The organism is Vibrio barjaei, from assembly GCF_001639065.2.
Taxonomy (GTDB): Bacteria; Pseudomonadota; Gammaproteobacteria; order Enterobacterales; family Vibrionaceae; genus Vibrio; species Vibrio barjaei.
The window spans coordinates 70,556-97,258 of sequence record NZ_LQXO02000006.1 but is presented as its reverse complement, the minus strand read 5'-3'; the positions used below and the strand labels follow the sequence as shown (position 1 = coordinate 97,258).

The window sequence follows — 26,703 nt, the reverse complement described above, 5'->3', positions numbered from 1 at the left end:
CCCAGTCGAAACTGAGCATTTTATGAGACTAATTGAAACCTGATTTTAATTTAATCTGTGGTTTTAGCTGTCGGTTAACTCGCCATGGCTGGTTCGCGCTTTGACGTCGTGACTCAGCGCTTTATTGAGCTCAGCTTCAACATGCCCTGGCGCTTTGGTCTTAGCAGAGATAAGTCGATACATCGCTGGGATTACAAACAAGGTCACTAAGGTAGCGAAAGCCATACCAAAGAAGATTACCGTACCCACTGCGACTCTACTTTCATAGCCTGCTCCAGTAGACAGAATCAGCGGAATTGCCCCTGCGAGCGTGGTAAATGCCGTCATCATGATTGGTCGTAAACGTCGTGCTGAAGCATCGATAATGGCTTTTTCAAACTCAACACCTTTATCACGTAACTGGTTGGCAAATTCTACAATTAGGATGCCGTTCTTGGTCACCATACCAATCAACATGATCATGCCGATCTGGCTGTAGATATTCAGTCCTTGCTGCATGATTACCAGACCTAAGAAGCCACCAAAAACGCCCATAGGTACGGTAAACATTACCACGAGAGGGTTTACGAAGCTTTCAAACTGAGCGGCTAGTACGAGATAAGCCACCAGCAAAGCCAAACCAAACACGACTAAGATACTGGATTGGTTTTCTTTGAAATCTTTCGATTCCCCCGCATAACTTACCGAGATATCACCAGGGAGCATTTCCACAGCTTGTTGGTCCATGAAATCGAGTGCTTCACCTAATGTGTAACCGTCCGACAAGTTGGCTTTAATGGTAATCGATTTTTGCTTATTGTAGTGTGACAAACGAATCGATGACGCCACTTCTTCGATGGAAGTCACCGCATCCAGAGTAACCAACTCGCCGGACTTAGTTCGCATATAGATCTGACTTAAATCATTGGCGTTATTGAAGTTATTCTCATCACCACGCAGATACACGTCATACTCTTCACCGCGTTCTACATAGGTGGTTTCACTTTTACCACCAAGCATGATCTCTAACGTATCCGAGATATCAGACACACTAATGCCCAACTCCGCGGCACGCTCACGATCAATCGTCACAACAAGTTCTGGCGTTTTCTCAGAATAGTCGGTACTTGCCCCTTCCATAAACGGAGACTGTTCCGCTGCCAACTCTAGTTTATCCGCCCACGTCTGTAGCTCATGATAATCCGAACCACCAATAACAAACTGGACAGGTTCGCTCGACCCACCTCGGAAACCCGGCATAAATGGGAAGACACGGACGTCGGCAATACCCGCCAAAGACTTTCTCACCACATTGAGAGATTCTTGTGCCGTGATATCACGATCATTCCAATCCTCTAAAATCATGATAACAAAGCCCGTTTGGTCACCCGCATTACCACCAAACGCAGGCGATTGAATACTAAACGACTTCAAGAAACCTTGCCCTAATAGGGGCATAAGGCGTTTCTCAACGATGTCCATATTTGCAGCCATACGGTTATAACTGGTTGCATCGGCACCACGAACGAAGGCAAAAATAACCCCACGGTCTTCTGACGGTGTTAATTGGGCAGGGACTTGTTGCATCAATTGGAAACTACCGCCTATACAAGCCACGATGATAATTGGTGCCATCCATCTCAATTTAAGGGCTTTAACCAAAGCCGCTTTGTAGCCGCGCTCAAGCTTTCTAAACCCCTTGTCGACAAACTGAGTAAAGCGATTCGGTTTAACATTGGCTTTTAGAATAGTGCTCCCCAACACCGGCGTTAGCGTTAATGCTATCAATGAGGAGAAGATCACCGACATCGCCAGTAATACCGAAAACTCAGTAAACAGCAACCCGATCATGCCATCCATAAACGAGATTGGCAGGAACACCATCACCAAAACCAGTGTAGTGGCAATAACGGCAAACCCCACCTCACGCGTCCCTTTATAGGCCGCTAATAGAGGTGACTCCCCTCTTTCGATATGGTGGAAGATGTTTTCGACTACCACAATGGCATCATCGACCACCAGACCGATTGAAAGGATCAGTGCCATTAAGGTAATTAAGTTGATTGAGAAGCCAAAGAAATATGCCGCGATAAAAGACGAGATAAGCGACACTGGAACCGTCACGGCTGGAATCAAAGTAGCTCGAGCTTGGCCAATAAAGATGTAAAGAACGAGGATAACCAAACCGCCAGTAATAAACAGTGTGTTATACACTTCTGAAATCGAGCGATCGATAAAGACGGTAGAATCGTAGTCAATCGCCAGTCTTGTTCCTTGTGGAAGGAACTGCTGCATGCGCTCCACTTCTTTATGTACTAAGTCAGCGACTTGTAGCGGGTTTGCATCAGATTGCGGCACAATCCCCATACTAACGTTAACAACGCCATCACTCTTAAAGGTCGAGTTTTCGTTTTCTGCGCCCACATAAACATCAGCGACATCTTTTAGGTAGATAGGCGTATTATCACTAGCGCGCTTAACTACCAAATATTCAAAATCGACAGGTGTATTGTAGGCGCGTGCGGTACGCACTGACATCACAGTGGCATCGTTTCGAACTTCACCCCCTGGGCTTTCGATGTTTTCGCTGCGTAGCGACGAGGTAATATCTGACGTTGTCACACCGCGACCAGCCATATAGGCAGGCTTAAGCTTAATGTACATCACCTGATACAAGCCACCCGAAATGTCCACCGAGCTAACGCCAGAGATAAGACTGAAACGGTCGACCAAAACACGGTTCACATAATCAGTAAGCTGAGTGCGGTCCATCTCTGAAGAACTAAGATTGATATAGAGTGACGCTTCACCACTACCATTGTTCTTAAACACCAGAGGGTCATCCGCCTCATCCGGAAGTGCACGTTGGGCACGGGCTACGGCATCACGAATGTCACTGACACCGGTATTCAAGTCATAGCCGAGTTCAAATGTCACAGTAATACGTGACATGCTGTTTCGCGTGGTTGACTCTATTTCATCAATACCACTGATACCAGAGAGCTGGTCTTCAATAACAGAGGTGATTTGACTCTCAATGATAGTGGCCGATGCCCCTTCATAACGAGTAGAGATAGAAACGACTGGGTTTTCAATGTCCGGCATTTCACGAACGGCGAGTTTACTAAAGGAAACAATACCGAACACGCAGAGCAGCAAGCTCAATACGATTGCCGCTACCGGACGTTTAACAGAAACATCAGATAACAACATTAGCTCGCTTCCTTGTCATTGCCCGCTGGCTTGTCACCGGTGCGACCTGCTGTCGGCTCTGATTTCACTTCTTGAACCGAGGCACCATCACGCATATTTACGATACCTTGAACCACAATACGCTGGCCGATTTCTAAACCCTTTTCAATCACCACTTGGTTGCCAACGCGCGCACCTAAGAATACTTCCGTGCGATGTGCCTTGTTGTTTTCATCAACGACGTAAACAAAACGTTTGGTACCCGAATATTCCAGAGCCTGTACTGGGATAATAGGTGCTTCAATTGGAGGGAATTCCATTCTAGCTTGCGCTAGCATGCCCGGTTTTAAACGGTTCTCATCGTTTTCAAAATGAATACGAACTCGAAGGTTGAGGGTTTCCTGATTCACTCGGGTATCGATTGCAACCACTTTACCTGTGAAGATACGTGTACCCCACGCTGATGTTCTGGCGGTTACATCCATGCCTTTTTCAAGCATAGGTAAGTAGTGTTCAGGAACTTGGAGGTCGAGTTGCATCGTCGAGAGGTCATCTAAAGTCAGCAGTTCAGTACCCACACTGACCAGCTTTCCTCGGCTGAAGTCAATTAAGCCCACTGTTCCCGTGAAGGGCGCTTCGATATAGAGATCGTTGAGGTTGGCATTGGCCGCATCTAATCGAGCGTTACCAATTTCTACTGCGGCTTTCTGAGCATCAATTTCGGTTTTAGTAATCGCATTACGATCCACAAGGCGCTCAAACTCGGCAAGAATACGTTTTTCATCACGAACGTAAGCTTTAGCTTCCGCCACCGCTGCACGTGCTTTATCATCATTCAACAGCACCAACGGCTGACCTTTTTCAACTTTTTGGTTCGCTGTGACTTTGATTTCGTTAACAATACCATTGACTTCCGAGGCGATAATAACCGACTGATCCGCTTCTAACTTGCCAACTAATGAGAGAGATTGAGAAACTTGATGGATGGCAACAGGTTCAGTCACTACTGAGGTAGCCTTGGAGCCAACGTTCCTTTTGGCGAAGGTTGCTGGTGAAGCACTAAGAATAGACAGTGCCAGCAAACCGATTATTGTTTTGTTTTTCATCGTGTTTGTCTTCAGTGTAAAAACTACAGATAGTGTAGCGAGTAATACGAGGAATAACGTCAAGAAGTGTAAATGTATCCTAAAGAGATTATTTACATTTGATGATCATCTATTTAGAAACCATCCACGTACAATCAATGTAACACCGCGCTGGTTAATAAATAATGACTAAAAACACGCTTTTTAAGCGTCTTTGTCCAAAAAGGCACCATTCAATTCAAAATCCTCAAAAAAGGGTTTACAGCTATGCGCAGTTTGTTATGATGCGCTCCGCACTTGAGTGATGTGTTGGGAAAACATTAAACAAGTATAAAAACTCCTGGGGGGGTTCCCGAGTGGCCAAAGGGATCAGACTGTAAATCTGACGGCACTGCCTTCGATGGTTCGAATCCGTCCCCCCCCACCATATTCTGTTTAGTTGTTATTAACGGTTAAACAAACTTGAAGCACTGCGTTGGGAAAACGGTGAAACAAGTATAAAAACCCTGGGGGGGTTCCCGAGTGGCCAAAGGGATCAGACTGTAAATCTGACGGCACTGCCTTCGATGGTTCGAATCCGTCCCCCCCCACCATATAAACGAAAGCCGACTCAGTGAGTCGGCTTTTTTGTTATTGTCACTTTGTATTGCTCACACCATTACCTACCAACCTATTTTCGAGTTTACTTCAGACTCTAAATCTCACGCTGATATAAATATGCATTTGAGCAAACGTCATGAAGCACCGCAAAATCTTTGATCTTTTCTATTTGCTCGAATTGGTTATTCTCAAGCACTTTTTGTGATGCCAAGTTTGACGTTAATGCGTGCGCTTTGAGGGTTTTCAGGCTGGTAGTTTTTTTTGCGTAATCTATGAGCAGTGATAAGGCAGAACTGGCGATACCTTTTCCTGCATGGGATTCGCCGACTCGATAACCCACTTCAGCATGAGTCATGTCGGTTTCAGAGACATTGAGATTAATTCGACCGCAAATCTCTCCTTCATTGTTACGAATGAGCATTGGGTAGCAAAGAATCGCTCTATGAAACAGTATCTGTTCACGAATATGTTCTTCCACACCTTGTTGACTGTAGAAACCGTCGTCCCTCGGAGGAATATGCTGCTCAAACCACGCTTTGTTCTGCCGCTCAAACAATAACAAAGCGTGACAATCTTCCAGCTCAACAAGCGATAGGGATATGTCCATATGGGCTAATAATCCTTAATATTTGTGATTGCGCATCCAACTCACAAATCCAACTCACAAAACCAGCGCGAAAGTCTGTTTAGAAGACTTCATTAACATGGAAATAGAATGTACCGCCATGTTCACCGTAACCGATATCCGCACGCACATTAACCTTGTCTTTGATCTTTAAGCGCAAACCAGTACCAGCACTCGCCAGAGTTTTGTCCCAAAGCCCTGATACATCATCGGCAACGGTGCCAGCTGCCCCCCAAAATACGACACCTACTCGCCAATACACTGGTAAGCGGTACTCAACTTGTCCCATCATCATCTGATTATCACGGTAACGACCAAGTATGTAACCACGCATAGCATCAGCACCACCAAGATCAGGCAGTTGATTCCATGGCACATCCCCAGAAGTTAAGTTCGCTTGTACTTGCCAAGCCAGTAATCCTGGCATAGGTGACAACGAATGGTACTGTGATGCTTTCAGTGAGTATTTACCAAAATCTGCTGAGTTAGTTGCATCATGGTAATAACCGATATCCGCTTGCAGTAGAGTTCCCTTAGAAGCATTGGTCACATTATCACGTGTGTCATAAACGTTAGATAAAAACACACCGTAGCTGGTGTTATCGGTTAGCTCATCGGCAAGATAGTCAGCAGCCTGATTATCAAATTCCTTTTCATGAGGGCGCACTGATTTGATGTTACCGCCTAAACCCAAGAAATAGTCACCTTTCACTCTAGTGAGCCATGTAGGCTTAATATCGATAACTTGCTCTTTAAAGTTGACCTTATTGTCGTCCTGCTGACCATTCTCATAGCCTCGACCATAATAAACCGCTGCATCATCAAACACTTTTATATCGGTAAAAATACGGTCGTTACCCGAATTGTAAAAGTGCTTGTTACTGAACGTAATCCCCATAGAACCATTAGTCGAAGCGTAAGGATTGATCACCAAAGACGAAGGCTGTCCCGCCCCCTCTGAGAGGTCACCATAGAGGCCGACATACAAAAGACCAAGACCTAATCCTTGTTCTGGGGTATAGAACACGGCAGGAATATAGCTAGAGTTAAGCCCTTGTTGAGCATCATAATCTTGTTCGGCACCAAATATGCTCAGCACATCATCCAGAGTGTCAGTCGTTGGATTAGGTGTTGCTTCAAATAAAGGAACTACTTGCTCTTCAGCATGTAATGTAGTCGCAGTCGCTAATGAAGCACAAAGTACAAGTGCAAATCTAGAAAATGTCTGTTGCATCGATAATTTATATGAGTTCAAAAAGAAAGGTCGAATTATAAAATAAAATAGCGCCAACATTGTGAAATTATTAACTCAAAATACAAAAAAACCGCAGTGGTCAGACTGCGGTTTTTAACATGATATTGAGGTAATTAACCTTGAATACCGACGATAAGCCATGGCGCGTTAGGTACAGTAAGATCGCGCTCTAAGTGCCAAATATCTTCGATATCCTCTTCGATGCTTTCTACAGCATCACGGTAACGACCCGAGAACTGCAAGCTCAGCTGTGCTTTGTTTGCATCGAAGTCTGCGCGAACAATTTCCGCATCTACGTACATAACGTCAGTATGCTGCTCGCCTTCTAACTTAGCACGCTCAGCTATTAGGTCTTGCAATAGGCTCGGTGATACATACTCTTCGATGGTATGAAGTTCGTTATGGTTCCATGCACCTTGCAGGATTCGATAGTGTTCACGCGCACCATTTAGGAATGCTGCTTGATCGAAACCCGGTGGGTAGTTATGTGGGATATCGCTGTGACCTGCAGCACCAAAGCCACCCGTCGCTGCACCACCGTTTTGTGGCTGCTCGAAGTTTTGGAAGTTTGGTTGCTGCTCAAACTGATTGCGCGTGTTGCCACCGAACGCCGGCTGCTGTCGCTGCTGATTCATGCTACCTTGCTTGGCACCAAGCATCCCTCGCATAAACTTGAAGATTACGAATGCAATCAGGCCAAAGATTAGGATGTCCATGAAGTTGATGCCTTCAAAGGCACCACCAAAGAACGCCGCTAACAAACCACCAGCCAATAGACCGCCTAGAAGACCGCCCATCAAACCTTTTTTGCTGCTACCAGCTTTGTTTTGATCCTGTCTGCTGATGTTATTTGTGTTCTGTTGCTGTTGTTTCGGAGCTGGAGCTGTTTTAAAGCTCTTACCGAATGATTTACCGCCACCGAACTTCTTCGCTTCAGCTACCGGATTCACCGCTACTGCAAGAACAAGCAGAGCGACGAAAGAAAATAAACGTTTCATTCTAGACCTTTAGTTATATTGTTACGTTAAGTCGTAACCACTATACATGAACTACGACCCATCAAGCATAATATACTGAGCTTAGCATTAAAGGAATCACTCTGATGCCTCGACATGTTTCAGAATATTGCACGTATGTTACGAGCTAGATAGAACTGCATTCAAAACTATGCGTAAAGCCTGCAATACAAGGCTTCATTAGTTGACGCTTAAACATGACACCTCTAAAATAACGAACCGTGTTCAATTAACGATGCGCAACCATGGCCCGCAGAAACGATCATACCAGGGAAGAGCTTGTTGAGCTTACGCTCACGACGGTAAAAGACTACCTTAGCGAAAACTCTTATCACACGCTTAGCCTTCGGAAGATTGCCACTCTGATTGGTTATGTTCCCAGCACATTAGTGAATGTATTTGGCAGCTATAACTTGCTACTGCTGCACGCTGTCGCTCGCACTTTAGATGAACTGTCACAGGAAGCAAAAGCGGTTGTGGATGAAGCTGACAATGTCGAAGAGGCCTTATATGCTCTCGCAAGTTGCTATCACGAGTTTGCCAAGAAATACCCATATCGTTGGCAGTTGATTTTCGAACACAACATGAACGGTGATACGCTTCCTGAATGGCAATCACAACGTATCGACGGTATGACAGGCATGCTGGAGAGCTTGCTTTCAGTCTATAAACCGGAAAAGTCTCACTCAGAAGTCCTTCGTGCCAGTCGCGTACTTTGGGCTGGTGTTCATGGCATCACACTGCTCAGTGTTGACGACAAATTCTTTGCTTCAGAGCCCGTCGATGGCGATGAGCTAATCAAAGATCTAATCTCAAAGTATTTACAAAGCTGGTAATCAAAAGGAAAGGTAATGCCACATACGAAATCTGCGTCTCTGTTATCTCAAAGGCGCTTTCTGCCCTACTTTGTGACTCAGTTCTTTGGCGCTTTTAACGACAATATTTTTAAAAACGTTCTATTGTTGTTTGTCGCATTTGCAGGACCGCAGGTTCTGCCAATCTCAAGTAACCTGTTTATTAACTTAGCGGCCGGTCTATTCATTTTGCCGTTCTTTCTGTTTTCCGCCTCAGCTGGTGTACTTGCCGACAAATACGAAAAGTCATGGTTCATCAGAAAAGTAAAGCTGGCTGAGATTGCAATTATGTGTCTCGGCGCAATTGGCTTTATTACTGAAAGCTATGGCATTTTATTATTGTTGCTGTTCTTAATGGGCACACAGTCCGCGTTTTTTGGCCCGGTGAAGTACGCGCTTCTGCCGCAACAACTGAAACCGAACGAACTATTGTCCGGCAATGCATTAGTTGAAACAGGAACCTTCCTTGCTATCCTGTTGGGTACCTTAGGCGCAGGTATTATAGCTTCAGCAGAAAGCGCAAAATACGTTGCTGCTGGCTGCGTAGTGTTATTTGCCTTGGCTGGCTACATTTCAAGTCGCTCTATTCCAGAGGCCCCTGCGGCTGCGCCGGATCTAAAATTTCGCTGGCAACCCGTAAAGCAAACTAAAGAAACACTTAAAATTGCTCACCAAGACCGCGTGGTATTTCAGTGTATCATGGCCATTAGTTGGTTCTGGTTCTTGGGTGCGGCCTACCTAACGCAATTTCCGAATTTCACCAAAACACATTTAATGGGCAATGAAGCGGCCGTTTCATTCCTACTTGCACTTTTTTCTGTAGGCATCGCACTCGGGTCTATGCTGTGCGACAAGATGTCTAAGAATCGCATTGATGTCGGTATCGTACCAATAGGCAGTATTGGCATTACCATTTTTGGTGCGCTGATGGCTATTGCGGTTCCATCAAATCTGCCTCAATTTACTTCATTCGGCGAGTTTATTTCCCACTCTAGCTTATGGCCTGTATTTGGCTATCTATTGTTATTAGGCATGTCCGGTGGATTGTTTATCGTCCCTTTGTACGCGCTGATGCAACAGCAAGCTAAAGAAACTGAACGTGCTCGAGTGATCGCTGCTCTCAATATCTATAACTCGCTATTTATGGTTGGAAGTGCAGTTTTAGGTATCGTAGGACTGTCCGTGTTGGAACTCACCATTGTCGAATTGTTCCTCGTGCTGGCACTGATGAACTTTATGATGGCGACCTACCTATTTTTGCAAGCTCCTATCTTTGTGGTTCGTTTCCTTATCTGGGTACTCACAACTATCATGTACCGTATCACCCATAAAAATATGCATCACCTGCCCGAAAAAGGCGGGGCCTTGATTGTCTGTAATCATGTGAGCTATATGGATGCGTTAGTGATGAGTGCTGCAAGCCCAAGACTCATACGTTTCGTCATGGAAGAAGACTACGCAAACTACAAACCTGTTCGTCGCTTTTTACGACGCGCCGGAGTCATACCTATCTCTTCCAACCGAAAGGGTTCCATCCGAAGAGCGTTTAACGATATCGAACAAGCTTTAGCGGAAGGAGAAATTGTATGCATTTTCCCTGAAGGACGTCTAACCTCAGATGGTGAGATGAATGAGTTTATGCGGGGTATTGATATTGTCCTGCGCCGTTCCCCAGTACCTGTCATCCCTATGGCGTTGAAGGGATTATGGGGAAGCTATTTCAGTCGACACAAAGGTCGTGCTTGTAAAGGGCTCCCAACTCGCTTCAGAGCTAAGTTGGAATTAGAAGCCGGCGCACCAGTAGCACCGGAAGATGCATCAAGTGCAACGATGTTCGAAAAAGTCGCAACACTTCGTGGCGATTATCGCTGATCACCTCGGATGGCCTGATAAGTCTATATCGACATTGTTCATATCAAAACAACAAGCGTTTAGTTTTACTGAACGCTTGTTAAGAAATTTTAGGTTTTGTTGATCTAGCGAAATTCATACAATTCCTTTATGTGGCGAGAAAATTCTCGCCTTTTTATTAAAGGTACTCCATGTTCACCCAGTTACGCTCATACCCTCTGTTTTTTCTCGCAATTCTTGCCTGCCTTACTCCCTGGGTTTCCTCGCCAATAGCGCTGATACTTGGCTTCTTTTTGACAACTTTCAGCCTAGTGCCAACCACGCTGCCATTAGCAAAGTTCACTAAAAAGTTGCTCGCCTACTCCATTATCGGATTAGGTTTTGGTATCCACTTAGATCAAGCTATGCAAGCCACCAGCGATGGGATTGGAATCATCGTTGTAACTATAGTTGGCACGCTAGTCATCGGTTGGTTCTTGGCACGCCGCATGGGATTGGACAAACAAACGGGTTACCTCATTTCATCAGGTACTGCCATCTGTGGTGGTAGTGCTATTGCAGCGGTTGCACCCGCTATTAACGCGGATGATGAGAAAATCGGTATCGCTCTTGCCACTGTATTCGTACTTAACTCTGTTGCCTTATTCGTGTTTCCCGTCATTGGTCATGCGTTAAGCCTCGACCAACATACTTTCGGTACATGGGCCGCTATAGCCATCCATGATACGTCATCCGTGGTCGGCGCTGCTTCCGCTTATGGTGAGGAAGCACTCACCACGGCAACGACGCTCAAACTGGCCCGTGCGCTTTGGATCATTCCTGTCGCCCTAGTCAGTGCAGCTATTTTTAGCAACAAGCAAAATAAAATTACTATCCCTTACTTCATTTTATTTTACTGTGTTGCGATCTTGGTAAGCGACTACTTACCTCAGTTTGAGGTGGTATATCAGGGGATTTTTGATGTTTCGAAAAAGCTGCTGGTAGTGTGTCTGTTCTTGATTGGTTGCAGCATCTCAATTGAAAAGCTTAAACAGGCAGGAAGTAAACCGATGGTGTTTGGCGTTACGATGTGGTTGTTGATTTCGGCGACTTCTCTAGCTTGGCTAACGCTCGTTTAGTCTCAGGGTCTGTTGTTTGTCCTTGTTTTACATTGAAGAACAACACTACGGTCAACAAAAACGCTGTCAGTTCCGCAAGCGCTCTTGTCAGTCCATCTGTTGAGAAGGCAAGCGCCAGTTGAAGGGCAATTGCGATAACCAGTAATTTGTTCATTCCATAGGCTCACTGTTTTTCCATGTCTCATATTATGGTGAGCCTATTGGGTAATGAAAATTCAGTTTTGGACTATGAAATAACTACATAATTGGATTGATGCTGCGATAGCCACTTTTTCACCTCAGCACGTGAGACTTTAATTCCCGATGGTGAAAGAGACTCTGGCAATAAGAAATACGCAATCGGCTGTTTGAATCTTGGTAACGAATCCGCAAGTTTTCGCCGCTGTTCAGAGACCGTCGGCAATGCAGTTGACTGCACTACCGCAACACATCGCGCCCCATATTCTTCATCTTCTACCGCAACTACAATGCTCTGAGTAATCATTGGCTGTGCATTGAGAGCAGCTTCGACCTCCTCGCAGTGTACGTTTTCGCCACCTGAAATAAACAGATTGTCAGCACGACCAACCACTCTAAGCTCATCGCCATTGACCCACTCTCCGAGATCTCTGGTATCCAGCCATTGCCCTTCCAACGCCAGTGGCAGAATTTGACCTTGCCAATAGTAGCCTTTGGCTAAGGTCTCACCCGACACAAAGATACGATTGCCACTTAACTTTAGCTCTCGTCGCGGAAGAATATGCCCCGATGATGGCCACTCATCAACCGATTTAGCGGTCACTGTCGAAGCAGTTTCTGTCATACCATAGCCCATCCATGCATCGATCTGTCGGGCTTTTGCTTGTTGGATTAGTGACAAAGGAATGTGGCTACCACCGAGTAGTACTCGCACTAACTTAGTCTGCCATTGATTATCAACAATCCGTTTAAGCTGCGTAGACACCAGCGAGGCGTGACTTACATCTGAGATGTCTTTGCAAAAGTCACCGCTAGCAATTTTGAGTGTCGCACCAGCTTGTAGCCAACGCCAAACAATACCCAACCCAGAGACATGGTACATGGGTAGGCTCAATAACCAACAGTCTCCAACACCGAAATGAAAACGCTCGAGCAAGCCACTAGCAGAGGCTATGTGTTGCTCTCTACCATGAACAACGGCTTTTGGGCACCCTGTTGAACCAGATGTGAAAATGATGGAGGCTATATCAACATTTGTAGGGGCCAACGACTGTCGCGATGCAGTCCCTCGAGAAAGGAAGCACAAACTTGGTGGCAACGTCGAGTTACTACAATCCCAAACCACAGCACGCTCACCTTCTAGGTATAGAGAGGACAGTTTGGCTTCAAGTAACTCACTTGACTGCTCGGCAATAATCGCAGGCACCGCGCCATGAGTAAGGCAAGCAAGGTAAGCGAAGACTAACGTTTCCTCGGCACGACCAATTAGACAAACGACCTGACCTTGAGTAATGGCATTATCAATAAGCAACTGTCGATATTGATCGACTTGTTGTTTTACATCGACCCACGTTAGTTGGCGTTGGGGTGTAATTAAGGCTATGTGGTTGGGAGCAAACTGAGCCCAGTGCTCCCAAAAGTGTGATGAAACCACCGACTAGCTGTCCACCGATTCAGATTGCCAAACCAAAGTTTGGTCCGCTAGACGCTCGACAGGAAGCAAGCAACCTGGCCACGGCGTTTCGAGTTGAGCACCGAACAGCTGCATGGTATCCAAACCAGGTGTTTCTGCTGGTATTTGCCAGTGAGCAAAGCGCGCTAACTGCCCAAGACCAATACTACTCTCTAAACTTGAGCTAATAACGACTTGAATAGCATGACTTCTTGCTTCATCGATCAAACGAATACATTTGTCAAAGCTGCCGATTAAGGTTGGTTTGATGATTAACGCTTTTACACCCGTTAGCTCTTTCACCGAAAAATCAGGTTCTTTGATCGCGGCCTGTAGTGTTTCATCCCAAGCAATAGCGATCCCCGTATCTATTGCAAACGACACACTATCACCAGGTGTTTGGCAAGGCTCCTCGACAAACGCGATACGTTGTCTAAGCGATGGGACAATGTGCTTGGCAAACTGCTTGGCTTTGTCCAAAGTCCATGCTTTATTGGCGTCAAGTCGCAGAGTGAGGTCTGGAATCGATTCGAGGAAAAGACTGACCAACATGCCATCTCTTATCGTTTCGTACAGCCCTACTTTGAACTTAGCAACCTTAGTGCCTTGCATGTTGTTCAATATAGGTATCAGTTCGTCCGGGTCGCCACTACACAAAGGAGCCGCACGATAATTGCCGGTTTGAGGAAGCGTGTGAGCAAGTTCCATTAATGCGGCAGACAAACCGAACGCGACAGAAGGCACGCATGCTTCTAAGTCTATGTCTTTGCCATTGACCCATTGCTCTAATTGGCTTTGCGCTTCTATTCCGGCTTGTTCAAACGTTTCTTGGCTGAATCCAGGTAGAGGGGCGATCTCACCTAAGCCTGTCTGGCCGTCTTCAGACAGTTCTACAATCCAACCGTCTCGATGAGTAAGTTTTTGTTCTCGAAGAATAACACCACTGTCCATAGGCAGACTGTAGCGGTAGAGTTTTGCTTGTCTCATAGTAGAGTCCCACTTCATAGGAAGTATACGTCGTCAACTAAAAATGAGAGAGTCGACGACGTTGAATACACCGTTGTTAGGCCACATTTCACTACAAGAGTTCCCAAATTACTTGAGCAAACTATCGATAAAATGTATCTAAATATGGCCAAACAAACATGACGCCAAGGCTGATAGTGCCTTGGAGCCGATGGTTACGGGTTTCTTGGGAACTTATTGAAGTCTGGACGACGCTTCTCATTAAATGCATTACGTCCTTCCTGACCTTCATCAGTCATGTAGAACATCATGGTCGCGTTGCCCGCTAGCTCTTGTAAGCCAGCTTGACCATCACAGTCAGCGTTCAGAGCGGCTTTCAAGCATCGAAGTGCCATTGGGCTATGTTGAAGTACTTCACGACACCAACGAACGGTCTCTTTGTCCAAATCCTCTAGTGGCACAACCGTGTTCACTAAGCCCATATCCAAAGCTTCTTGTGCGTCGTAGAAGCGGCATAAGAACCAAATTTCACGAGCTTTTTTCTGGCCAACGATGCGAGCCATATAAGACGCGCCCCAACCTCCATCAAATGAACCAACTTTAGGACCCGTTTGACCGAACTGTGCATTTTCTGCTGCAATCGTTAGATCACACATCATGTGTAGAACATGACCGCCACCAACGGCCCAGCCAGCTACCGAAGCGATAACAGGTTTAGGGCAAGTACGAATTTGACGTTGGAAGTCCAACACATTGAGGTGATGTGTACCTGAATCATCTTGGTAACCGCCATAGTCGCCACGAACACTTTGGTCGCCACCAGAACAGAAGGCTTTTTCACCTAATCCAGTAAGAATAATGACTCCAACACCCTCGTCGTAACGAGCGTCAGCCAGTGCTTTAATCATTTCGCTGACTGTTTTTGGGGTAAATGCATTGTGAACTTGTGGGCGTGCAATCGTGATTCTCGCGATGCCATCTTCAGATTTATGATATTGAATTTCTTCAAAATCGCCCGTTACGTCCGCCCAATTAACCGGTGCGTAAAGTTCTTCTTCTGTTAGTCCAACTGTTTTAGCCATGATCTATTCCAATTTTTCTTTTGGGTTTAAACCCATTTGTTCTAGATAACTCAGCAACACCGAGGCAAAAGCCTTAGGCTGCTCTTTGTGTACATTATGCCCAGCTCCCGCAATCACCTTAAAATCAAGGTTGCTATCTTGAGCTAGCGCAGTAAATTTTGTGTCTCGTTCACCCACGATATACAGAGGTCGATTACCGTTACTAAACCGAAGCTGCTGGATTTTTGGCAGCAGGTTAGGCTGGTGAGCTAGTGAAGTCGTCATCAGCATATGACTTAGCTTGTCACCAAGGTTAACACTACGTTTAGCAATCAAATCTTGTCTTTGCTCATGATTTAAGGAAGAAAACACCGGTTGTTGATACCAATCGCCCAAAACCTCTGCAATATCATCATTTTTGAAGCGATGCGCCCATGCTAAGTCATTTGCAAATCTATCCTGACGGGCATGTTCTGAGCACAGTCCAAAATTTCCACCTTCAATGACGACACCAGCCATCGTGAGTGGCAGCAGTTGATTATCTGCACCCTCATACTCGCAGAGAAAGTACATCGACAACCTAGCACCCAACGAGTACCCCACCAAAAAGGTGGGCACTGTAGCACTGAGGTTTTGTGTTTCAATACATTTTAGTATGGTTGAATGGATCAATCTGCAAACATCACTAAAACTTGTGCTTTGGATCGACTGACTTTGACCATGTCCCGGTAAATCGATAAACAGCTTGTTGTAGTTTGGAAGGTATTCACTAACGGTGTGAAAGTCGTCACCCGCCCCTAAAAAGCCATGTAAGAAAACCAACAGAGGCTTATCTTCAGTATGAGCTTGGAGGGACGCTGTGAACTGACTATTAAGCATGAGTCTGATAAGTACTAATGTCTTGACTTAGTTGGCGAATCAAACTTGCCACTTCGTCGGCAGCGGTAAGCACTTCAATCAATAGAGTGCCTTTCCCACTTAATAAATGATGTTGAATTTGTGTCTCTAAGTCTTCACGTGATTTAGGTGCGCAATACTGCAAACCAAACTGAGCCGCTGCATGTTCAAAGTTTAGGCCATGGGGCATTTGATAACAGCGCACTTTTTTGTCTTGCGGCACGGGTAACATATCAAATATCGCGCCCCCATTATTGTTAGTAACAACGACTACACAAGGTGCTTCCGTACGGCTAAAAAGAGACAGCGAATTCAAATCATAGAGCAGCGATGTATCACCCAAATAGAGCACCGTCGACTTACCTTTATCGCGATGAACACCATTGGCAGAAGCGACCAAGCCATCAATACCTGACGCGCCTCGGTTGCTATAAGTTTCGATGCCTAGCGGGTTAGTTAACATGTCCGCTAACCTTACGATAAGGCTATTACCCAAAAACAGACTAATGTCTAGCGGCAGTCGCTCAATGCTACGGGCAACATCAAATTCGGTCAGATGTGAGCGAGTAGGCATTAATGTCGTCACGAGTTGGGCATAAGATTTTAATTCATCTCCCCATCCGATATTCTTGCTGTGTTCCAAAGTTTCCAATGCCGACTTTAGCCATTGAGAGATCGACACCTGGCAATGTTTCAACGAGACGTGATCTGGGTTTAACCGATCGTCAAACTCACTCAGTACTAGGTAGTCACTTTGATGAGATTGCTGTTTTAGCCAAGCGTTCAACCTCTTCGAAACCAGCCTTGCACCCACTTGGAGTACGGTATCAGCACGTGAAAGCATGTCTGCAGCTTGTGCATTCTGAAGCCAAATATCATAACGCTGCCAATCGCCTCCCAAACCCGATTGAGGGTCGAGTAAAATTGGCCAACCTAACTTCTGCGCAAGTAACTTTGCTTGCTTGGCAATCGCGAGAGTTACACTGCCTACTACGATGACACCCTTTCTGTCACCAAGTCTTAATGCACTATGCTCTGCCGTATAGTCAGTAACGCTAACCGTATGATAGTCGACAAAGCAGGCGTTGCTATTTCGCCATTTAGCAATGGGTTGCAAATAGGCAGAGAACGAACGCTTATCGTCTCCACCATATAAGGGTTCAGGGAACGGACAGTTGAAGTGAATACTACCGCCACGCGCCTTTTGAACTGATAATGCGTGGTCAACAGTAGATAATATCCACGTTGGTGAAATCTGAGTTGTTGGCGATGGCAGATTAACGGTCTCCGTCACGTGTTGCGAAAAGATTCCAGACTGCACGATGGCTTGATTAGCACCACAATCGACTAACTCAATGGGGCGATCAGAGGTCAGTAAAACCAGCTTCTCTTTAGTCAACTTAGACTCAGCAACCGCAGGAAGTAAGTTAGCGACTGCAGTACCAGATGTAACAATGACAGCAACAGGTGATTGGCTTGACTTGGCAAGACCTAGCGCCAAGAAACCTAAACCACGCTCGTCAAAATGTGTGTGAACGGTCAACTCAGGGTGAGCAACGGCCTCAAGGGTAAGCGGGGTTGAACGTGAACCCGGAGCAATACATACGTGTCTGACCCCTTGGCGATAGAGTTCTTCTATCAGTATTTCCGTCCAAACCCTATTTAAAGCAGCTTGGTTGTGGCTCATGACGCAACACCTAAAGACGGTTGGTCAGAAATTAGACTCAATAAAGTGGACATCTTTTTATCCAACTCTTGCCATTCATGTTCGGCGATGGAACCAGGCACGATCCCCGCACCCGCGAAGAGTTGTAGCTCATCTTTGACCAATAACGCACTTCTAATCGCGACACAAAACTCTGCTTTTTCATGGCTAAGATAGCCCACGGAGCCAGCGTACCAACCACGTGCAAAAGGTTCATTCTGCTGGATATACTGAATTGCTTCTGCTCTTGGAAGCCCTGCAACTGCGGCGGTTGGCTGCAACGCTTGAAGCAATTGCACTCCGTTAATGCCCTTGTGCAAATGCGCCAAAATGTTTCTTTTTAGATGTTGAACTTTGCGCAGCCGAACCAAGCGAAGTTCACTTTCTAGATGCACTTGGTCTGAATGTGGCGATAGGCTTTGCAGAATATCATCTACAACGTATTGGTTCTCATTGATGTTCTTGTCATCTTGAGTTAGCCAATTGGCAAGCTCCATATCTTGAGCAGCATTACCACCTCGACCAATCGTCCCCGCCAAGGCTTCTGTCTCTAGCTCTTGCCCTACTCTTCGATAGAGGCGCTCAGGCGTTGAGCCTACAAATGCATGTCCAGGGGACAAGGCCATCAAAAAATGGAAGCTATGATGGTTTTGAGCATAACTTGCTTTGAGTAGCTGCGCAGGAGAAATAGAGTGCTTGAGATCAACGCAGGTTTTACGAGCCAAGACCACTTTTTTGAATTTGTCTTGCTGAATTCCTGCTAAAACATCATCAACCAAATCACACCACTGTGCTTTCTCTGGTGTATGACGCAATGAGACGATGTCACTCGCTAGCGGCGCGAGTTCTTTTGCATCAGCAACGAGTTGTTTCAAGGCTCTAATTGATACCTCTTTGCTCATTCCAATGTTAACCGCTAAACGCCATCCTTCATCGAAACGAATCAACTCGATTTGAGGTAAGAAAAAGAATGCCGACATACAACGACGGTTTTTGTCTGAATGGCCATCAAAAGAACGACCACCCCATACTCGTTGCTTTTCACTGAGAATCGTATAAGCAGGAGCCGCTTCTGAAAAAGTATGAAGCTGACCGAGTGCAACCACTTCTTCACGAGTATCTCTCGACTGCCAATAGAACTTAGGATAATGAGGCTGAGCGTCCAACCAGTCGATGCCATGAGTCTTTGGTGAACCCTGCAATTCTTGCTCTAGTCGTTTGGTGCCTTGTGGCGCACGCTCTAGTTTTTCAACAAGCTGAGTGATGGCTTTTGTTAAATGAGACAAATCAACCTCAAAACTGTAACTTTTAATCTTATATACACGAGATACTCTATTTATACCAACTACATAGATCAAGCAACACGCGCTTTAATTGTTCGCAATGTTAAGTGGCTCATTGCCACTGAATTCATATCCAATCTTTAATTTTCACTTTAGGCAGATTTTTATTCTTTCAAAAGCCAATTTAGTGTAATTTAGTAAAGAAATAGCCGTTTTTTTAGGAATATAGCAATGAAAAATATCGAGATGTCGTCAAAACTCGATAATGTCTGCTACGACATTAGGGGACCTGTACTCAAACATGCTAAGCGCATGGAAGAAGAGGGACATAAAATACTGAAACTCAATATCGGTAATCCCGCCCCTTTTGGTTTTGATGCCCCTGATGAAATATTAGTCGATGTCATCAGGAATCTACCTACATCTCAAGGTTATTGTGATTCCAAAGGTATATACTCCGCGCGCAAAGCTGTAGTTCAACACTATCAACGTAAAGGCATTCGTAGCCTAGACGTTGAAGATGTTTACATTGGCAATGGCGTTTCAGAGCTCATTGTAATGGCGATGCAAGCTCTGTTAAACAACGGAGATGAAATGTTAGTTCCCGCTCCTGACTATCCACTTTGGACAGCAGCGGTTTCTCTATCCGGTGGTAGCCCAGTTCACTACCTCTGTGACGAACAAGCGGATTGGTATCCTGACCTAGATGATATCAAGAAGAAAATCACGCCTAAAACTCGCGGTATCGTGCTTATCAACCCAAACAACCCAACCGGTGCGGTTTATAGTCGTGACTTCTTACTCGAAGTGATTGAAATTGCGCGTCAGCACAAGCTGATCATCTTCGCAGACGAGATTTACGATAAAGTCCTGTATGACGGCGCGACACATACCTCAGTTGCAACCCTAACTGAAGATGTACTCGTAATGACCTTCAATGGCCTTTCTAAGTCTTATCGCGTTTGTGGCTTCCGCGGCGGTTGGATGTTTATGACGGGCCCTAGGGAGCATGCCACTGGGTACATTGCTGGTCTTGAAATGCTTGCCTCGATGCGCCTTTGCGCTAACGTTCCGATGCAACACGCGATTCAGACCGCCTTGGGTGGCTACCAAAGTATCAATGAACTGATCTTACCGGGTGGGCGTCTATTGGAACAGCGAGATAAAGCCTACGAGCTTATTACCCAAATTCCAGGGATATCTTGTGTGAAACCCAAAGGGGCAATGTACCTGTTCCCCAAGATCGACACCAAGATGTACAACATCAAAGACGATCAGCGCATGGTGCTCGATTTTCTGAAGCAAGAAAAGGTTCTCCTCGTGCAAGGCACTGGTTTCAACTGGCCTAAACCTGATCACTTCCGCATCGTTACTCTGCCTCACGTAGAAGATCTAGAGATGGCGATTGGTCGATTTGAAAAATTCTTGGCAACATATAGCCAGTAACTCTTTCATAACACTGATATAAAGCCTATTCTTATTGAGCGCCGAATAAATAGTTCGGCGCTAGTATTAAGGGATTACGCGGTATGAAAGAAAGTCACTTTTTTGCTCACCTTGCTCGAATGAAACTGATCCAACGCTGGCCACTAATGCGTTCGGTTTCAACTGAGAACATCTCAGAACACAGTCTTCAAGTCGCCTTCGTTGCTCATGCTTTAGCCATCATCAAGAACAAGAAATTTGGCGGTAAAACCAACCCTGAACGAATCGCTATTCTCGCGATGTATCACGATACCAGTGAAGTGCTAACAGGTGATCTTCCAACACCAGTTAAATATTACAATCCTGAAATCGCAAAGGAATACAAAAAGATAGAGTCTGCGGCTGAACGAAAGCTGCTTTCTATGTTACCCGAAGAGTTTCAGGATGATTTCCGACCGTTCTTAATTTCAGAATACGCTTACGAGGAAGATACCCAAATCGTCAAACAAGCCGATTCTATTTGCGCATATTTAAAATGTCTTGAGGAGCTGAGCGCAGGAAACCATGAGTTTGCTCTCGCTAAAAAACGCTTAGACCAAACACTGCGTGAAAAGCAAACCGAAGAGATGGACTATTTCCTAAACACCTTTGCACCAAGCTTTGAGCTTTCTCTTGATGAAATCAGTTAGCCACCTTGAGGAATTGAGATGCCGTTAGAATCCATGCAAATTTGGCAAGCCCGACATAGTGATGAGCACAAACTCAGACGTAATGATCATCGCGACCCCTTTCAACGTGATAGGGCTAGGATTCTCCACTCCGCAGCGTTTAGGCGGCTGCAAGCTAAAACCCAAGTGCACGGTACGGGTGTCAACGATTTCCACCGCACACGTCTCACGCATTCGCTCGAAGCGGCTCAAATAGGCTCAGGTATCGCGGCTCAATTAAAACAAAAACAGCCAAAACTCGAGCCATTATTGCCTTCTGATGCACTCATTGAAGCACTTTGCCTCGCTCATGATATCGGTCATCCACCCTATGGACATGGCGGTGAAGTCGCACTCAACTACATGATGCGTGAATATGGTGGTTTCGAAGGCAACGCCCAGACGTTTCGTATCATCACCCAACTCGAACCCTATACCGAGCATCACGGGATGAACCTCACCCGCCGCAGTCTATTAGGGTTGCTTAAATATCCTGCACCTATCAGCCAAACTTGCGCCGACAAGCAACCTCATCCGGTGAGCAGCCAACGCCAGTTAAAAGCCAAAGATTGGGCTCCCGCAAAAGGGATATACGATAAAGATAAACCGCAGTTTGATTGGGTTATCGACCCACTGTCGGACAGCGACAAGTTGTTGTTGCAGACCATGCGATTTGAACAGTTGACGCCACTTCAACACAATAAAACGCAATTCAAATCTCTTGATTGCTCTATTATGGAGTTAGCAGACGATATTGCTTACGGTGTGCATGATTTAGAAGACGCGATTGTACTTGAGTTGGTGGACAAAGATATGTGGCAAGCGAATGCCGCAGCACAGCTTAAAACGCAAACCAATACTTGGCTCTCAGAACATATTGACTCAATCACTGAACTGCTTTTTTCAGGTAAACACTACGAGCGAAAAGACGCCATCGGGGGCATTGTCAACGCCCTACTAACTAGCATTGAAGTAAAGAAAGTCCCAGAGGTTAGTTTCAACAACCCTTTACTTCACTACAACGCCTATCTTGATGGTGATATGGAATGTGTCTTAGCAATTCTGAAACGATTTGTCAGTGAGTTCGTAATTCAAGTGCCAAGGGTACAAATTGTCGAGTACAAAGGCCAACAAATCATTATGGATCTTTTTGAAGCATTCAGCGCCGACCCTGAGCGCTTACTTCCTGAGTCAACACGCAACCTCTGGCGTAAAGCCAGTGGACAACAAGATAATGGAATGCGCGTGATTGCCGACTATATTTCCGCCATGACTGACGGCTATGCCCAAAAGATGCATCAACAACTGTTTGCAGCGCATTCGAATTACTAGTGACTAGAAAGGTTAAGCCTTATTCGTTGGAGTCCGGAGCGCGATAGTTTTTTTCATAAACACCTGAAGGCATTTGCTGAATCTGGAACTCTATCATTTTTTCAAATGCAACCAGCATAGCGTCGAAGTTCCGTTCAGGCTCTAACGTTTGAATAATATGATGGCCCGCTTCAACCGTGGATAGTGCATTAGGTGATGGTGCTTTGCGAATCCGATAATCGCCCTGCAAGGTCTCTGGCAATTTAACCAAGGGTAAAGCATGCAAATTCGTAGACAGTTTCCACATCTTAAACGCTTTCTTCCACGTTCCGTCGAGTAGAATGACACGCAAGTGCTTGTTAGATGCTGCGAGTTGTACTTGCGATAATTCAACGGAGTCTTCACCCGGATACAGCACCACAGACTGGTATGTATCATCAGCCAACAGATCATTAAGCGCTTGATGGGTCGAGAAGTTCTCGCCAATAAAAAGATGTCCGTTTGGCAATGACAAGGACAAAATTCGCGCCGTCCCAAGCGGGCGTTTTTCTTCACTTGGATGCTGCAAAATGATCAATTGTGTGTCACAGTGAACGGGTTGAATCCACTGACAAATACAAGCACGCTTAGCTTTTAGGCACTTGGGACAATATCGAGATATGGACACTTCTTTCGTCATAAGACTATTGCTGTTTTCTCTGCTTTGCGCACTGCTGCAAATTCCGAGCTTACAGTCCTTAGTAGAGTGGAACAAGCTAGCAATACATGCGGGTCAATGGTGGCGGATAGTATCAGGAAACTTCTCGCATACCAACTTAGTACACCTAGGCATGAACCTCTCAGGACTCTGGGTCATTTGCTACGTGTTTCGTCCTTCGTGGCGGTCAATGGTGGGTGTTACGCTAATTAGTGCGACGTCTATCGGTTTCGCTTTGTTGTTCACAAACTTAACGTATTACTTAGGCCTATCAGGAGTACTCCACGCTCTATTTGCTTATTGGGCGCTACAAGAGGCGCTGAGTGGAAGAAATTCAAGTTGGCTGTTGGTATTGGGTGTCATCGGTAAAGTCGCTTGGGAAAGCCTCTACGGCGCGTCAGAAGCGACCTCGCAGCTCATCGCGGCCCCGGTTGCGACACAAGCCCACGCAATAGGACTTGGCGTCGGCTTGGTTTTGGCATTCTCGGCAAACGCCTATCGTCGTAAGTTACAAGGTGATTCTTGAACGGTTCTTCTCTACCGTCGCTGCACCAATACCTTTTACTTGAGTCAAATCATCCGCCGATTTAAAACTCCCATGTTGATCACGATACTCCACGATATCTTTTGCTTTCTCCTCGCCAATACCTTTAAGCAGTTCCGCCAATTCTTCAGGGCCCGCTTGGTTGATATTGACCGTTATCTCTATCCCCTCTAGTTTCTTTGTTTCGGATGCATAGGAAAAGCTCACAGGGACAACTAACAACACTACTAACAGCCAGACGTTTTTTAGATACTTCATTTGAATTCCTTTTTCTCACTAAAAGTCGCCTTCCAAGATACCCAGAAAAAACAAGCTGAAAAGTTCTGTCTACAGAAAACAAAACGGACCGCGAATGCGGTCCGTTTTTATTAGCTTATCAGTTACAGAAAAACTGTGAGCTGAATTGCGTCATCGACTCAGTTAATGCTGTTATTCAGCATCAAGTAAATATTCGATGTCCGTATTTTTGCGCAGAATTGAAAGCACAGAAGCTAAGTCTTGTTGAGTTGCTTCACGCTCCATTTGAGCGCCAATTTGCTCGTTGTAAGCTTCGTTGTATTCAGAAGCAACTTTAGTTAGCTCAACAACAACAATGTTACCTTCCATATCTTTGGTCTGAGCGTAGGTCGCTGCGTTTTCTGCTGGCTTAGTCATTGCAAACACAGTGCCTGCTAATGGAGAGCTACGGTCGATAGCTTCCAGTTCTCCAAAGCTTAGGTTGTTCGCTTGAAGTGCGTCTTGCTTGCCTTCTTTTAGCTCGTTCACTAACTGAACACCCAAATCCATAGCCGCTTGCTCACCTTTAACTTTCGCTAACTGAGTTTCCACTTGCTCTTTCACTTCTTCAAGTGGCAATACAGTTTGTTCACGAACGTCATCGACACGAACCACAATGATATGCTCTGGAGCCACTTCCATTACTTCAGAGTTAAGGCCATCTTCTTTCACTTCTGGTGACTGAATCGCTTGCATCACTGCTGGCGTTTTCAAGATTTCTGGCGCATCAACTTGAGAAATGAAATCGGTAGTCACGACTTTCTGATTAACCGCTTTCGCTGCATCGTCCAGTGAATCAGGATATTCGAAGGCAACCTTCTCTAGCTCGTTTTGTAGGTTATAGAACTCATCTACCGCTACTTGGTCTTTAAGCTCAGCGATGATTTCGTCTTTCACTTCAGCTAAAGGCTTAGACTCAGATGCTTTGATAGCGTCAAGTTTAATAATGTGGTAACCGAAATCAGACTTAACTAAACCAGTTGTATCACCCACATTCTTAAGAGCAAATGCAGCTTCTTCAAAAGCAGGATCCATCACATCACGTTCGATCCAACCTAAAGAACCACCCTCTTCAGAGCTACCAATGTCTTCTGACTTTTCTTTCGCTAGCGTCGCAAAATCAGCACCGGCGTTTAGCTCATCCAAAATTGCTTGCGCTTTCGCTTCGTCATCGCCTTGAACCAAAATATGGCTCACTTCACGTTGCTCAGAAGTAGAGTATTTGTCTAAATGCTCGTCATAGTACTTCTGAACTTCATCGTCAGTGACTTTAACTTGATCTTTAAGTGCTTGAGCAGACAGCTCGATGTAAGCCACTTTGACTTGCTCTGGACGCGTAAACTGGCCTGGGTTCTCTTCATAATACTTTTGAATCTCTTCATCAGTAATTTGAGCTTTCTTAGAGAAGTCAGCAAGCGATAGAGTCAGCGTTTTGATGTCACGCGTTTGGGTTAGAAGCTTGCTTTGAAGCTCGATTTCGCTAGGAAGCGTAAACTCGCTGCCTTGCAATGCCGATAGTAGTTGGTTACGAACTAGGTCACGACGTAGGTACTCTGCAAAGCTGTCAGCACTGAAACCAGCACGGCGCAGCGTTGCTTGATAAATATCTTGGTCAAATTTGCCGTCATTTTGGAATTGAGGCATTTCAAGAATCATTTGACGGATTTGAGCGTCGCTAATACGTAGCCCTAGCGATTCGGCATGTTGCTCAAGCAACACGTCGTTAATCATACGATCAAGAACTGACTTACGGAAAGACGCTACGTAGCTTGGGTCACCAAGCAGAGTCGAGAAGTAATCACCAAGCTGAGATTGCATGCGATTGCGTTCGTTTTGATACGCTTGTTCAAACTCACCACGACCAATTTCTACATTACCCACTTTTGCCGCAGTATTGCCAATTCCGCCCGCGATGTAACTACCTACACCAGCAAACACAAAAGACAGAATAATGAGTCCTAAGATAATTTTAACCGCGATGCTATTCACGCCTTCGCGAATTCGCTCCATCATAATTTTATTACTCTCCAGATAGGAAGGGTTATCTTCTACTGCATCGGATAATATCAGAAAAAGAAATGCGCATCAGTAAGATGCGCATATTTAAAAAAAGTTCGACTTATTTTGTCGATTAAGCCTTACAAAAGCTTAATTTTCGCTCAGTTGACGCAAAGTTTGCGAGCAACTGTAACAAATGATTAGTTACAAGCGTCTTTAAGAGCTTTACCTGCTTTGAATGCAGGAACCTTAGCTTCAGAGATTTGGATCTCTTCGCCAGTTTTTGGGTTACGACCTGTACGTGCTGCACGAGTACGTACGCTGAAAGTACCGAAGCCAACTAGAGCCACTTGATCACCTTCTTCTAGAGTAGTGCTAACTGCTTCGATGAAAGCATCTAGTGCACGACCAGCTGAAGCTTTAGATAGATCTGCGTTCTCTGCGATTTTTTCCACTAATTGTGTTTTGTTCACTGTGTTTCCCCTTTATGTTACCGAATTGTTATTTTTTAAAAGGTAACGTTAGTTCCATTCTCGTAGTTGAAGACTCTAAGCCTTGTCTATCAAGGGCTTCAGAGTTACATAGCTAAACTTAGTGCTACAAAAAAACGCTGACAAGCTTTTTTTGC

23 protein-coding genes and 2 tRNA genes are annotated in these 26,703 nt (G+C 45.3%); 9 read left to right on the top strand and 16 right to left on the bottom strand.

The annotated features are described in order from the left end of the window. Nucleotides 1-63: 63 nt before the first annotated feature. Both vexH and AWH66_RS03140 read right to left on the bottom strand, forming a co-directional pair. A complete protein-coding gene (vexH, locus tag AWH66_RS03145) occupies nt 64-3,192 on the bottom strand; it encodes a vibriobactin export RND transporter permease subunit VexH (protein ID WP_063605797.1) in 3,129 nt (1,042 codons plus the stop codon). Next, nucleotides 3,192-4,277 carry an efflux RND transporter periplasmic adaptor subunit gene (locus AWH66_RS03140; RefSeq protein WP_083399940.1) on the bottom strand — a complete coding sequence of 362 codons (1,086 nt, stop codon included), beginning with the start codon at nt 4,275-4,277 and terminating at the stop codon, nt 3,192-3,194. Before AWH66_RS03140 ends, vexH begins: the two co-directional genes overlap by 1 nt. A gap of 321 nt (nt 4,278-4,598) precedes the next feature. On the opposite strand from AWH66_RS03140, the gene AWH66_RS03135 reads away from it, so the two are divergent. Together AWH66_RS03135 and AWH66_RS03130 are read left to right on the top strand one after the other, a co-directional pair. Further along, nucleotides 4,599-4,683, top strand: a tRNA-Tyr gene (locus AWH66_RS03135). A gap of 81 nt (nt 4,684-4,764) precedes the next feature. After that, a tRNA-Tyr gene (locus AWH66_RS03130) sits at nt 4,765-4,849 on the top strand. 101 nt (nt 4,850-4,950) lie between these two features. On the opposite strand, the gene AWH66_RS03125 is transcribed toward AWH66_RS03130, so the two are convergent. The 3 genes from AWH66_RS03125 to AWH66_RS03115 form a co-directional block, all read right to left on the bottom strand. Beyond that, a complete protein-coding gene (locus tag AWH66_RS03125) occupies nt 4,951-5,463 on the bottom strand; it encodes a GNAT family N-acetyltransferase (RefSeq protein WP_083399939.1) in 513 nt (170 codons plus the stop codon). A 79-nt stretch (nt 5,464-5,542) separates the two neighbouring features. Beyond that, complete coding sequence (locus AWH66_RS03120; RefSeq protein WP_063604468.1) at nt 5,543-6,715, bottom strand: BamA/TamA family outer membrane protein; 1,173 nt, start codon at nt 6,713-6,715, stop codon at nt 5,543-5,545. Between the two features lie 134 nt (nt 6,716-6,849). Then, nucleotides 6,850-7,734, bottom strand: coding sequence for a Tim44 domain-containing protein (locus AWH66_RS03115; RefSeq protein ID WP_063604469.1), 885 nt, complete (start codon nt 7,732-7,734; stop codon nt 6,850-6,852). 263 nt (nt 7,735-7,997) lie between these two features. Between AWH66_RS03115 and AWH66_RS03110 the strand changes: the two genes are divergently transcribed. The 3 genes from AWH66_RS03110 (at nt 7,998) to AWH66_RS03100 (ending at nt 11,575) form a co-directional block, all read left to right on the top strand. Next, the gene (locus AWH66_RS03110) at nt 7,998-8,588 is read left to right on the top strand and encodes a TetR/AcrR family transcriptional regulator (RefSeq protein ID WP_006075270.1); all 591 of its coding nucleotides are present in this window, start codon (nt 7,998-8,000) and stop codon (nt 8,586-8,588) included. 15 nt (nt 8,589-8,603) lie between these two features. After that, the gene (locus AWH66_RS03105; protein WP_063604470.1) at nt 8,604-10,478 is read left to right on the top strand and encodes an MFS transporter; all 1,875 of its coding nucleotides are present in this window, start codon (nt 8,604-8,606) and stop codon (nt 10,476-10,478) included. 170 nt (nt 10,479-10,648) lie between these two features. After that, on the top strand, nt 10,649-11,575 hold the full coding sequence (locus AWH66_RS03100) for a YeiH family protein (RefSeq protein WP_063604471.1): 927 nt from the start codon (nt 10,649-10,651) through the stop codon (nt 11,573-11,575). On the opposite strand, the gene AWH66_RS25295 is transcribed toward AWH66_RS03100, so the two are convergent. The 7 genes from AWH66_RS25295 to AWH66_RS03070 all read right to left on the bottom strand — a co-directional run bounded on the left by AWH66_RS25295 (nt 11,520) and on the right by AWH66_RS03070 (nt 19,120). Continuing rightward, on the bottom strand, nt 11,520-11,729 hold the full coding sequence (locus tag AWH66_RS25295; RefSeq protein ID WP_083399938.1) for a hypothetical protein: 210 nt from the start codon (nt 11,727-11,729) through the stop codon (nt 11,520-11,522). The genes AWH66_RS03100 and AWH66_RS25295 overlap by 56 nt on opposite strands. 72 nt (nt 11,730-11,801) lie before the next feature. Next, the gene (menE, locus tag AWH66_RS03095; RefSeq protein ID WP_063604472.1) at nt 11,802-13,187 is read right to left on the bottom strand and encodes an o-succinylbenzoate--CoA ligase; all 1,386 of its coding nucleotides are present in this window, start codon (nt 13,185-13,187) and stop codon (nt 11,802-11,804) included. A gap of 3 nt (nt 13,188-13,190) precedes the next feature. Next, nucleotides 13,191-14,192, bottom strand: a complete 1,002-nt coding sequence (gene menC, locus AWH66_RS03090) for an o-succinylbenzoate synthase (RefSeq protein WP_063604473.1) — start codon at nt 14,190-14,192, stop codon at nt 13,191-13,193. A gap of 194 nt (nt 14,193-14,386) precedes the next feature. Then, nucleotides 14,387-15,253, bottom strand: a complete 867-nt coding sequence (gene menB / locus AWH66_RS03085) for a 1,4-dihydroxy-2-naphthoyl-CoA synthase (RefSeq protein WP_006075264.1) — start codon at nt 15,251-15,253, stop codon at nt 14,387-14,389. 3 nt (nt 15,254-15,256) lie between these two features. Further along, nucleotides 15,257-16,111: a 2-succinyl-6-hydroxy-2,4-cyclohexadiene-1-carboxylate synthase gene (gene menH, locus AWH66_RS03080; RefSeq protein ID WP_063604474.1), complete on the bottom strand. Its 855-nt coding sequence runs from the start codon at nt 16,109-16,111 to the stop codon at nt 15,257-15,259. Beyond that, nucleotides 16,104-17,816, bottom strand: coding sequence for a 2-succinyl-5-enolpyruvyl-6-hydroxy-3-cyclohexene-1-carboxylic-acid synthase (menD, locus tag AWH66_RS03075; RefSeq protein ID WP_063604475.1), 1,713 nt, complete (start codon nt 17,814-17,816; stop codon nt 16,104-16,106). Before menD ends, menH begins: the two co-directional genes overlap by 8 nt. Further along, entirely contained in the window at nt 17,813-19,120 is a 1,308-nt protein-coding gene (locus tag AWH66_RS03070) for an isochorismate synthase (RefSeq protein WP_063604535.1), read from the bottom strand. The genes menD and AWH66_RS03070 overlap by 4 nt, the downstream gene beginning before the upstream one ends. 228 nt (nt 19,121-19,348) lie before the next feature. Here AWH66_RS03070 and AWH66_RS03065 point away from each other — a divergent pair, with 228 nt between their 5' ends. The 3 genes from AWH66_RS03065 (at nt 19,349) to AWH66_RS03055 (ending at nt 22,581) form a co-directional block, all read left to right on the top strand. Beyond that, nucleotides 19,349-20,563 carry a pyridoxal phosphate-dependent aminotransferase gene (locus AWH66_RS03065; RefSeq protein ID WP_063604476.1) on the top strand — a complete coding sequence of 405 codons (1,215 nt, stop codon included), beginning with the start codon at nt 19,349-19,351 and terminating at the stop codon, nt 20,561-20,563. An 83-nt stretch (nt 20,564-20,646) separates the two neighbouring features. After that, nucleotides 20,647-21,231, top strand: coding sequence for a 5'-deoxynucleotidase (gene yfbR, locus AWH66_RS03060; RefSeq protein ID WP_063604477.1), 585 nt, complete (start codon nt 20,647-20,649; stop codon nt 21,229-21,231). Nucleotides 21,232-21,249: 18 nt separating this feature from the next. Beyond that, on the top strand, nt 21,250-22,581 hold the full coding sequence (locus tag AWH66_RS03055) for an anti-phage deoxyguanosine triphosphatase (RefSeq protein WP_063604478.1): 1,332 nt from the start codon (nt 21,250-21,252) through the stop codon (nt 22,579-22,581). Between the two features lie 19 nt (nt 22,582-22,600). Here the strand turns inward: AWH66_RS03055 and AWH66_RS03050 are convergent, their stop codons facing one another. Next, on the bottom strand, nt 22,601-23,221 hold the full coding sequence (locus AWH66_RS03050; protein ID WP_063604536.1) for a tRNA-uridine aminocarboxypropyltransferase: 621 nt from the start codon (nt 23,219-23,221) through the stop codon (nt 22,601-22,603). On the opposite strand from AWH66_RS03050, the gene rrtA reads away from it, so the two are divergent. Beyond that, nucleotides 23,220-23,783: a rhombosortase gene (rrtA, locus tag AWH66_RS03045; RefSeq protein ID WP_063604479.1), complete on the top strand. Its 564-nt coding sequence runs from the start codon at nt 23,220-23,222 to the stop codon at nt 23,781-23,783. The genes AWH66_RS03050 and rrtA overlap by 2 nt on opposite strands. Here the strand turns inward: rrtA and AWH66_RS03040 are convergent. The 3 genes from AWH66_RS03040 to AWH66_RS03030 form a co-directional block, all read right to left on the bottom strand. Continuing rightward, nucleotides 23,766-24,059, bottom strand: coding sequence for a ComEA family DNA-binding protein (locus tag AWH66_RS03040; RefSeq protein ID WP_063604480.1), 294 nt, complete (start codon nt 24,057-24,059; stop codon nt 23,766-23,768). The two genes, rrtA and AWH66_RS03040, sit on opposite strands and share 18 nt — an antisense overlap. A gap of 171 nt (nt 24,060-24,230) precedes the next feature. After that, on the bottom strand, nt 24,231-26,090 hold the full coding sequence (gene ppiD / locus AWH66_RS03035) for a peptidylprolyl isomerase (RefSeq protein ID WP_063604481.1): 1,860 nt from the start codon (nt 26,088-26,090) through the stop codon (nt 24,231-24,233). Nucleotides 26,091-26,275: 185 nt separating this feature from the next. Further along, the gene (locus tag AWH66_RS03030; protein ID WP_006075676.1) at nt 26,276-26,548 is read right to left on the bottom strand and encodes an HU family DNA-binding protein; all 273 of its coding nucleotides are present in this window, start codon (nt 26,546-26,548) and stop codon (nt 26,276-26,278) included. Nucleotides 26,549-26,703: the final 155 nt, after the last annotated feature.

Excerpts from the sequence above, each read along its gene's own strand:
- AWH66_RS25295 (WP_083399938.1), bottom strand. The coding sequence starts at position 11,729 with ATGAACAAATTACTGGTTATCGCAATTGCCCTTCAACTGGCGCTTGCC.
- AWH66_RS03040 (WP_063604480.1), bottom strand. The coding sequence starts at position 24,059 with ATGAAGTATCTAAAAAACGTCTGGCTGTTAGTAGTGTTGTTAGTTGTC.
- ppiD (WP_063604481.1), bottom strand. The coding sequence starts at position 26,090 with ATGATGGAGCGAATTCGCGAAGGCGTGAATAGCATCGCGGTTAAAATT.
- AWH66_RS03100 (WP_063604471.1), top strand. The coding sequence starts at position 10,649 with ATGTTCACCCAGTTACGCTCATACCCTCTGTTTTTTCTCGCAATTCTT.
- menH (WP_063604474.1), bottom strand. The coding sequence starts at position 16,111 with ATGCTTAATAGTCAGTTCACAGCGTCCCTCCAAGCTCATACTGAAGAT.
- AWH66_RS03055 (WP_063604478.1), top strand. The coding sequence starts at position 21,250 with ATGCCGTTAGAATCCATGCAAATTTGGCAAGCCCGACATAGTGATGAG.
- menB (WP_006075264.1), bottom strand. The coding sequence starts at position 15,253 with ATGGCTAAAACAGTTGGACTAACAGAAGAAGAACTTTACGCACCGGTT.
- menC (WP_063604473.1), bottom strand. The coding sequence starts at position 14,192 with ATGAGACAAGCAAAACTCTACCGCTACAGTCTGCCTATGGACAGTGGT.
- AWH66_RS03140 (WP_083399940.1), bottom strand. The coding sequence starts at position 4,277 with ATGAAAAACAAAACAATAATCGGTTTGCTGGCACTGTCTATTCTTAGT.
- AWH66_RS03115 (WP_063604469.1), bottom strand. The coding sequence starts at position 7,734 with ATGAAACGTTTATTTTCTTTCGTCGCTCTGCTTGTTCTTGCAGTAGCG.
- vexH (WP_063605797.1), bottom strand. The coding sequence starts at position 3,192 with ATGTTGTTATCTGATGTTTCTGTTAAACGTCCGGTAGCGGCAATCGTA.
- AWH66_RS03120 (WP_063604468.1), bottom strand. The coding sequence starts at position 6,715 with ATGCAACAGACATTTTCTAGATTTGCACTTGTACTTTGTGCTTCATTA.
- rrtA (WP_063604479.1), top strand. The coding sequence starts at position 23,220 with ATGGACACTTCTTTCGTCATAAGACTATTGCTGTTTTCTCTGCTTTGC.
- AWH66_RS03125 (WP_083399939.1), bottom strand. The coding sequence starts at position 5,463 with ATGGACATATCCCTATCGCTTGTTGAGCTGGAAGATTGTCACGCTTTG.
- AWH66_RS03105 (WP_063604470.1), top strand. The coding sequence starts at position 8,604 with ATGCCACATACGAAATCTGCGTCTCTGTTATCTCAAAGGCGCTTTCTG.
- yfbR (WP_063604477.1), top strand. The coding sequence starts at position 20,647 with ATGAAAGAAAGTCACTTTTTTGCTCACCTTGCTCGAATGAAACTGATC.
- AWH66_RS03110 (WP_006075270.1), top strand. The coding sequence starts at position 7,998 with ATGGCCCGCAGAAACGATCATACCAGGGAAGAGCTTGTTGAGCTTACG.
- menD (WP_063604475.1), bottom strand. The coding sequence starts at position 17,816 with ATGAGCCACAACCAAGCTGCTTTAAATAGGGTTTGGACGGAAATACTG.
- AWH66_RS03065 (WP_063604476.1), top strand. The coding sequence starts at position 19,349 with ATGAAAAATATCGAGATGTCGTCAAAACTCGATAATGTCTGCTACGAC.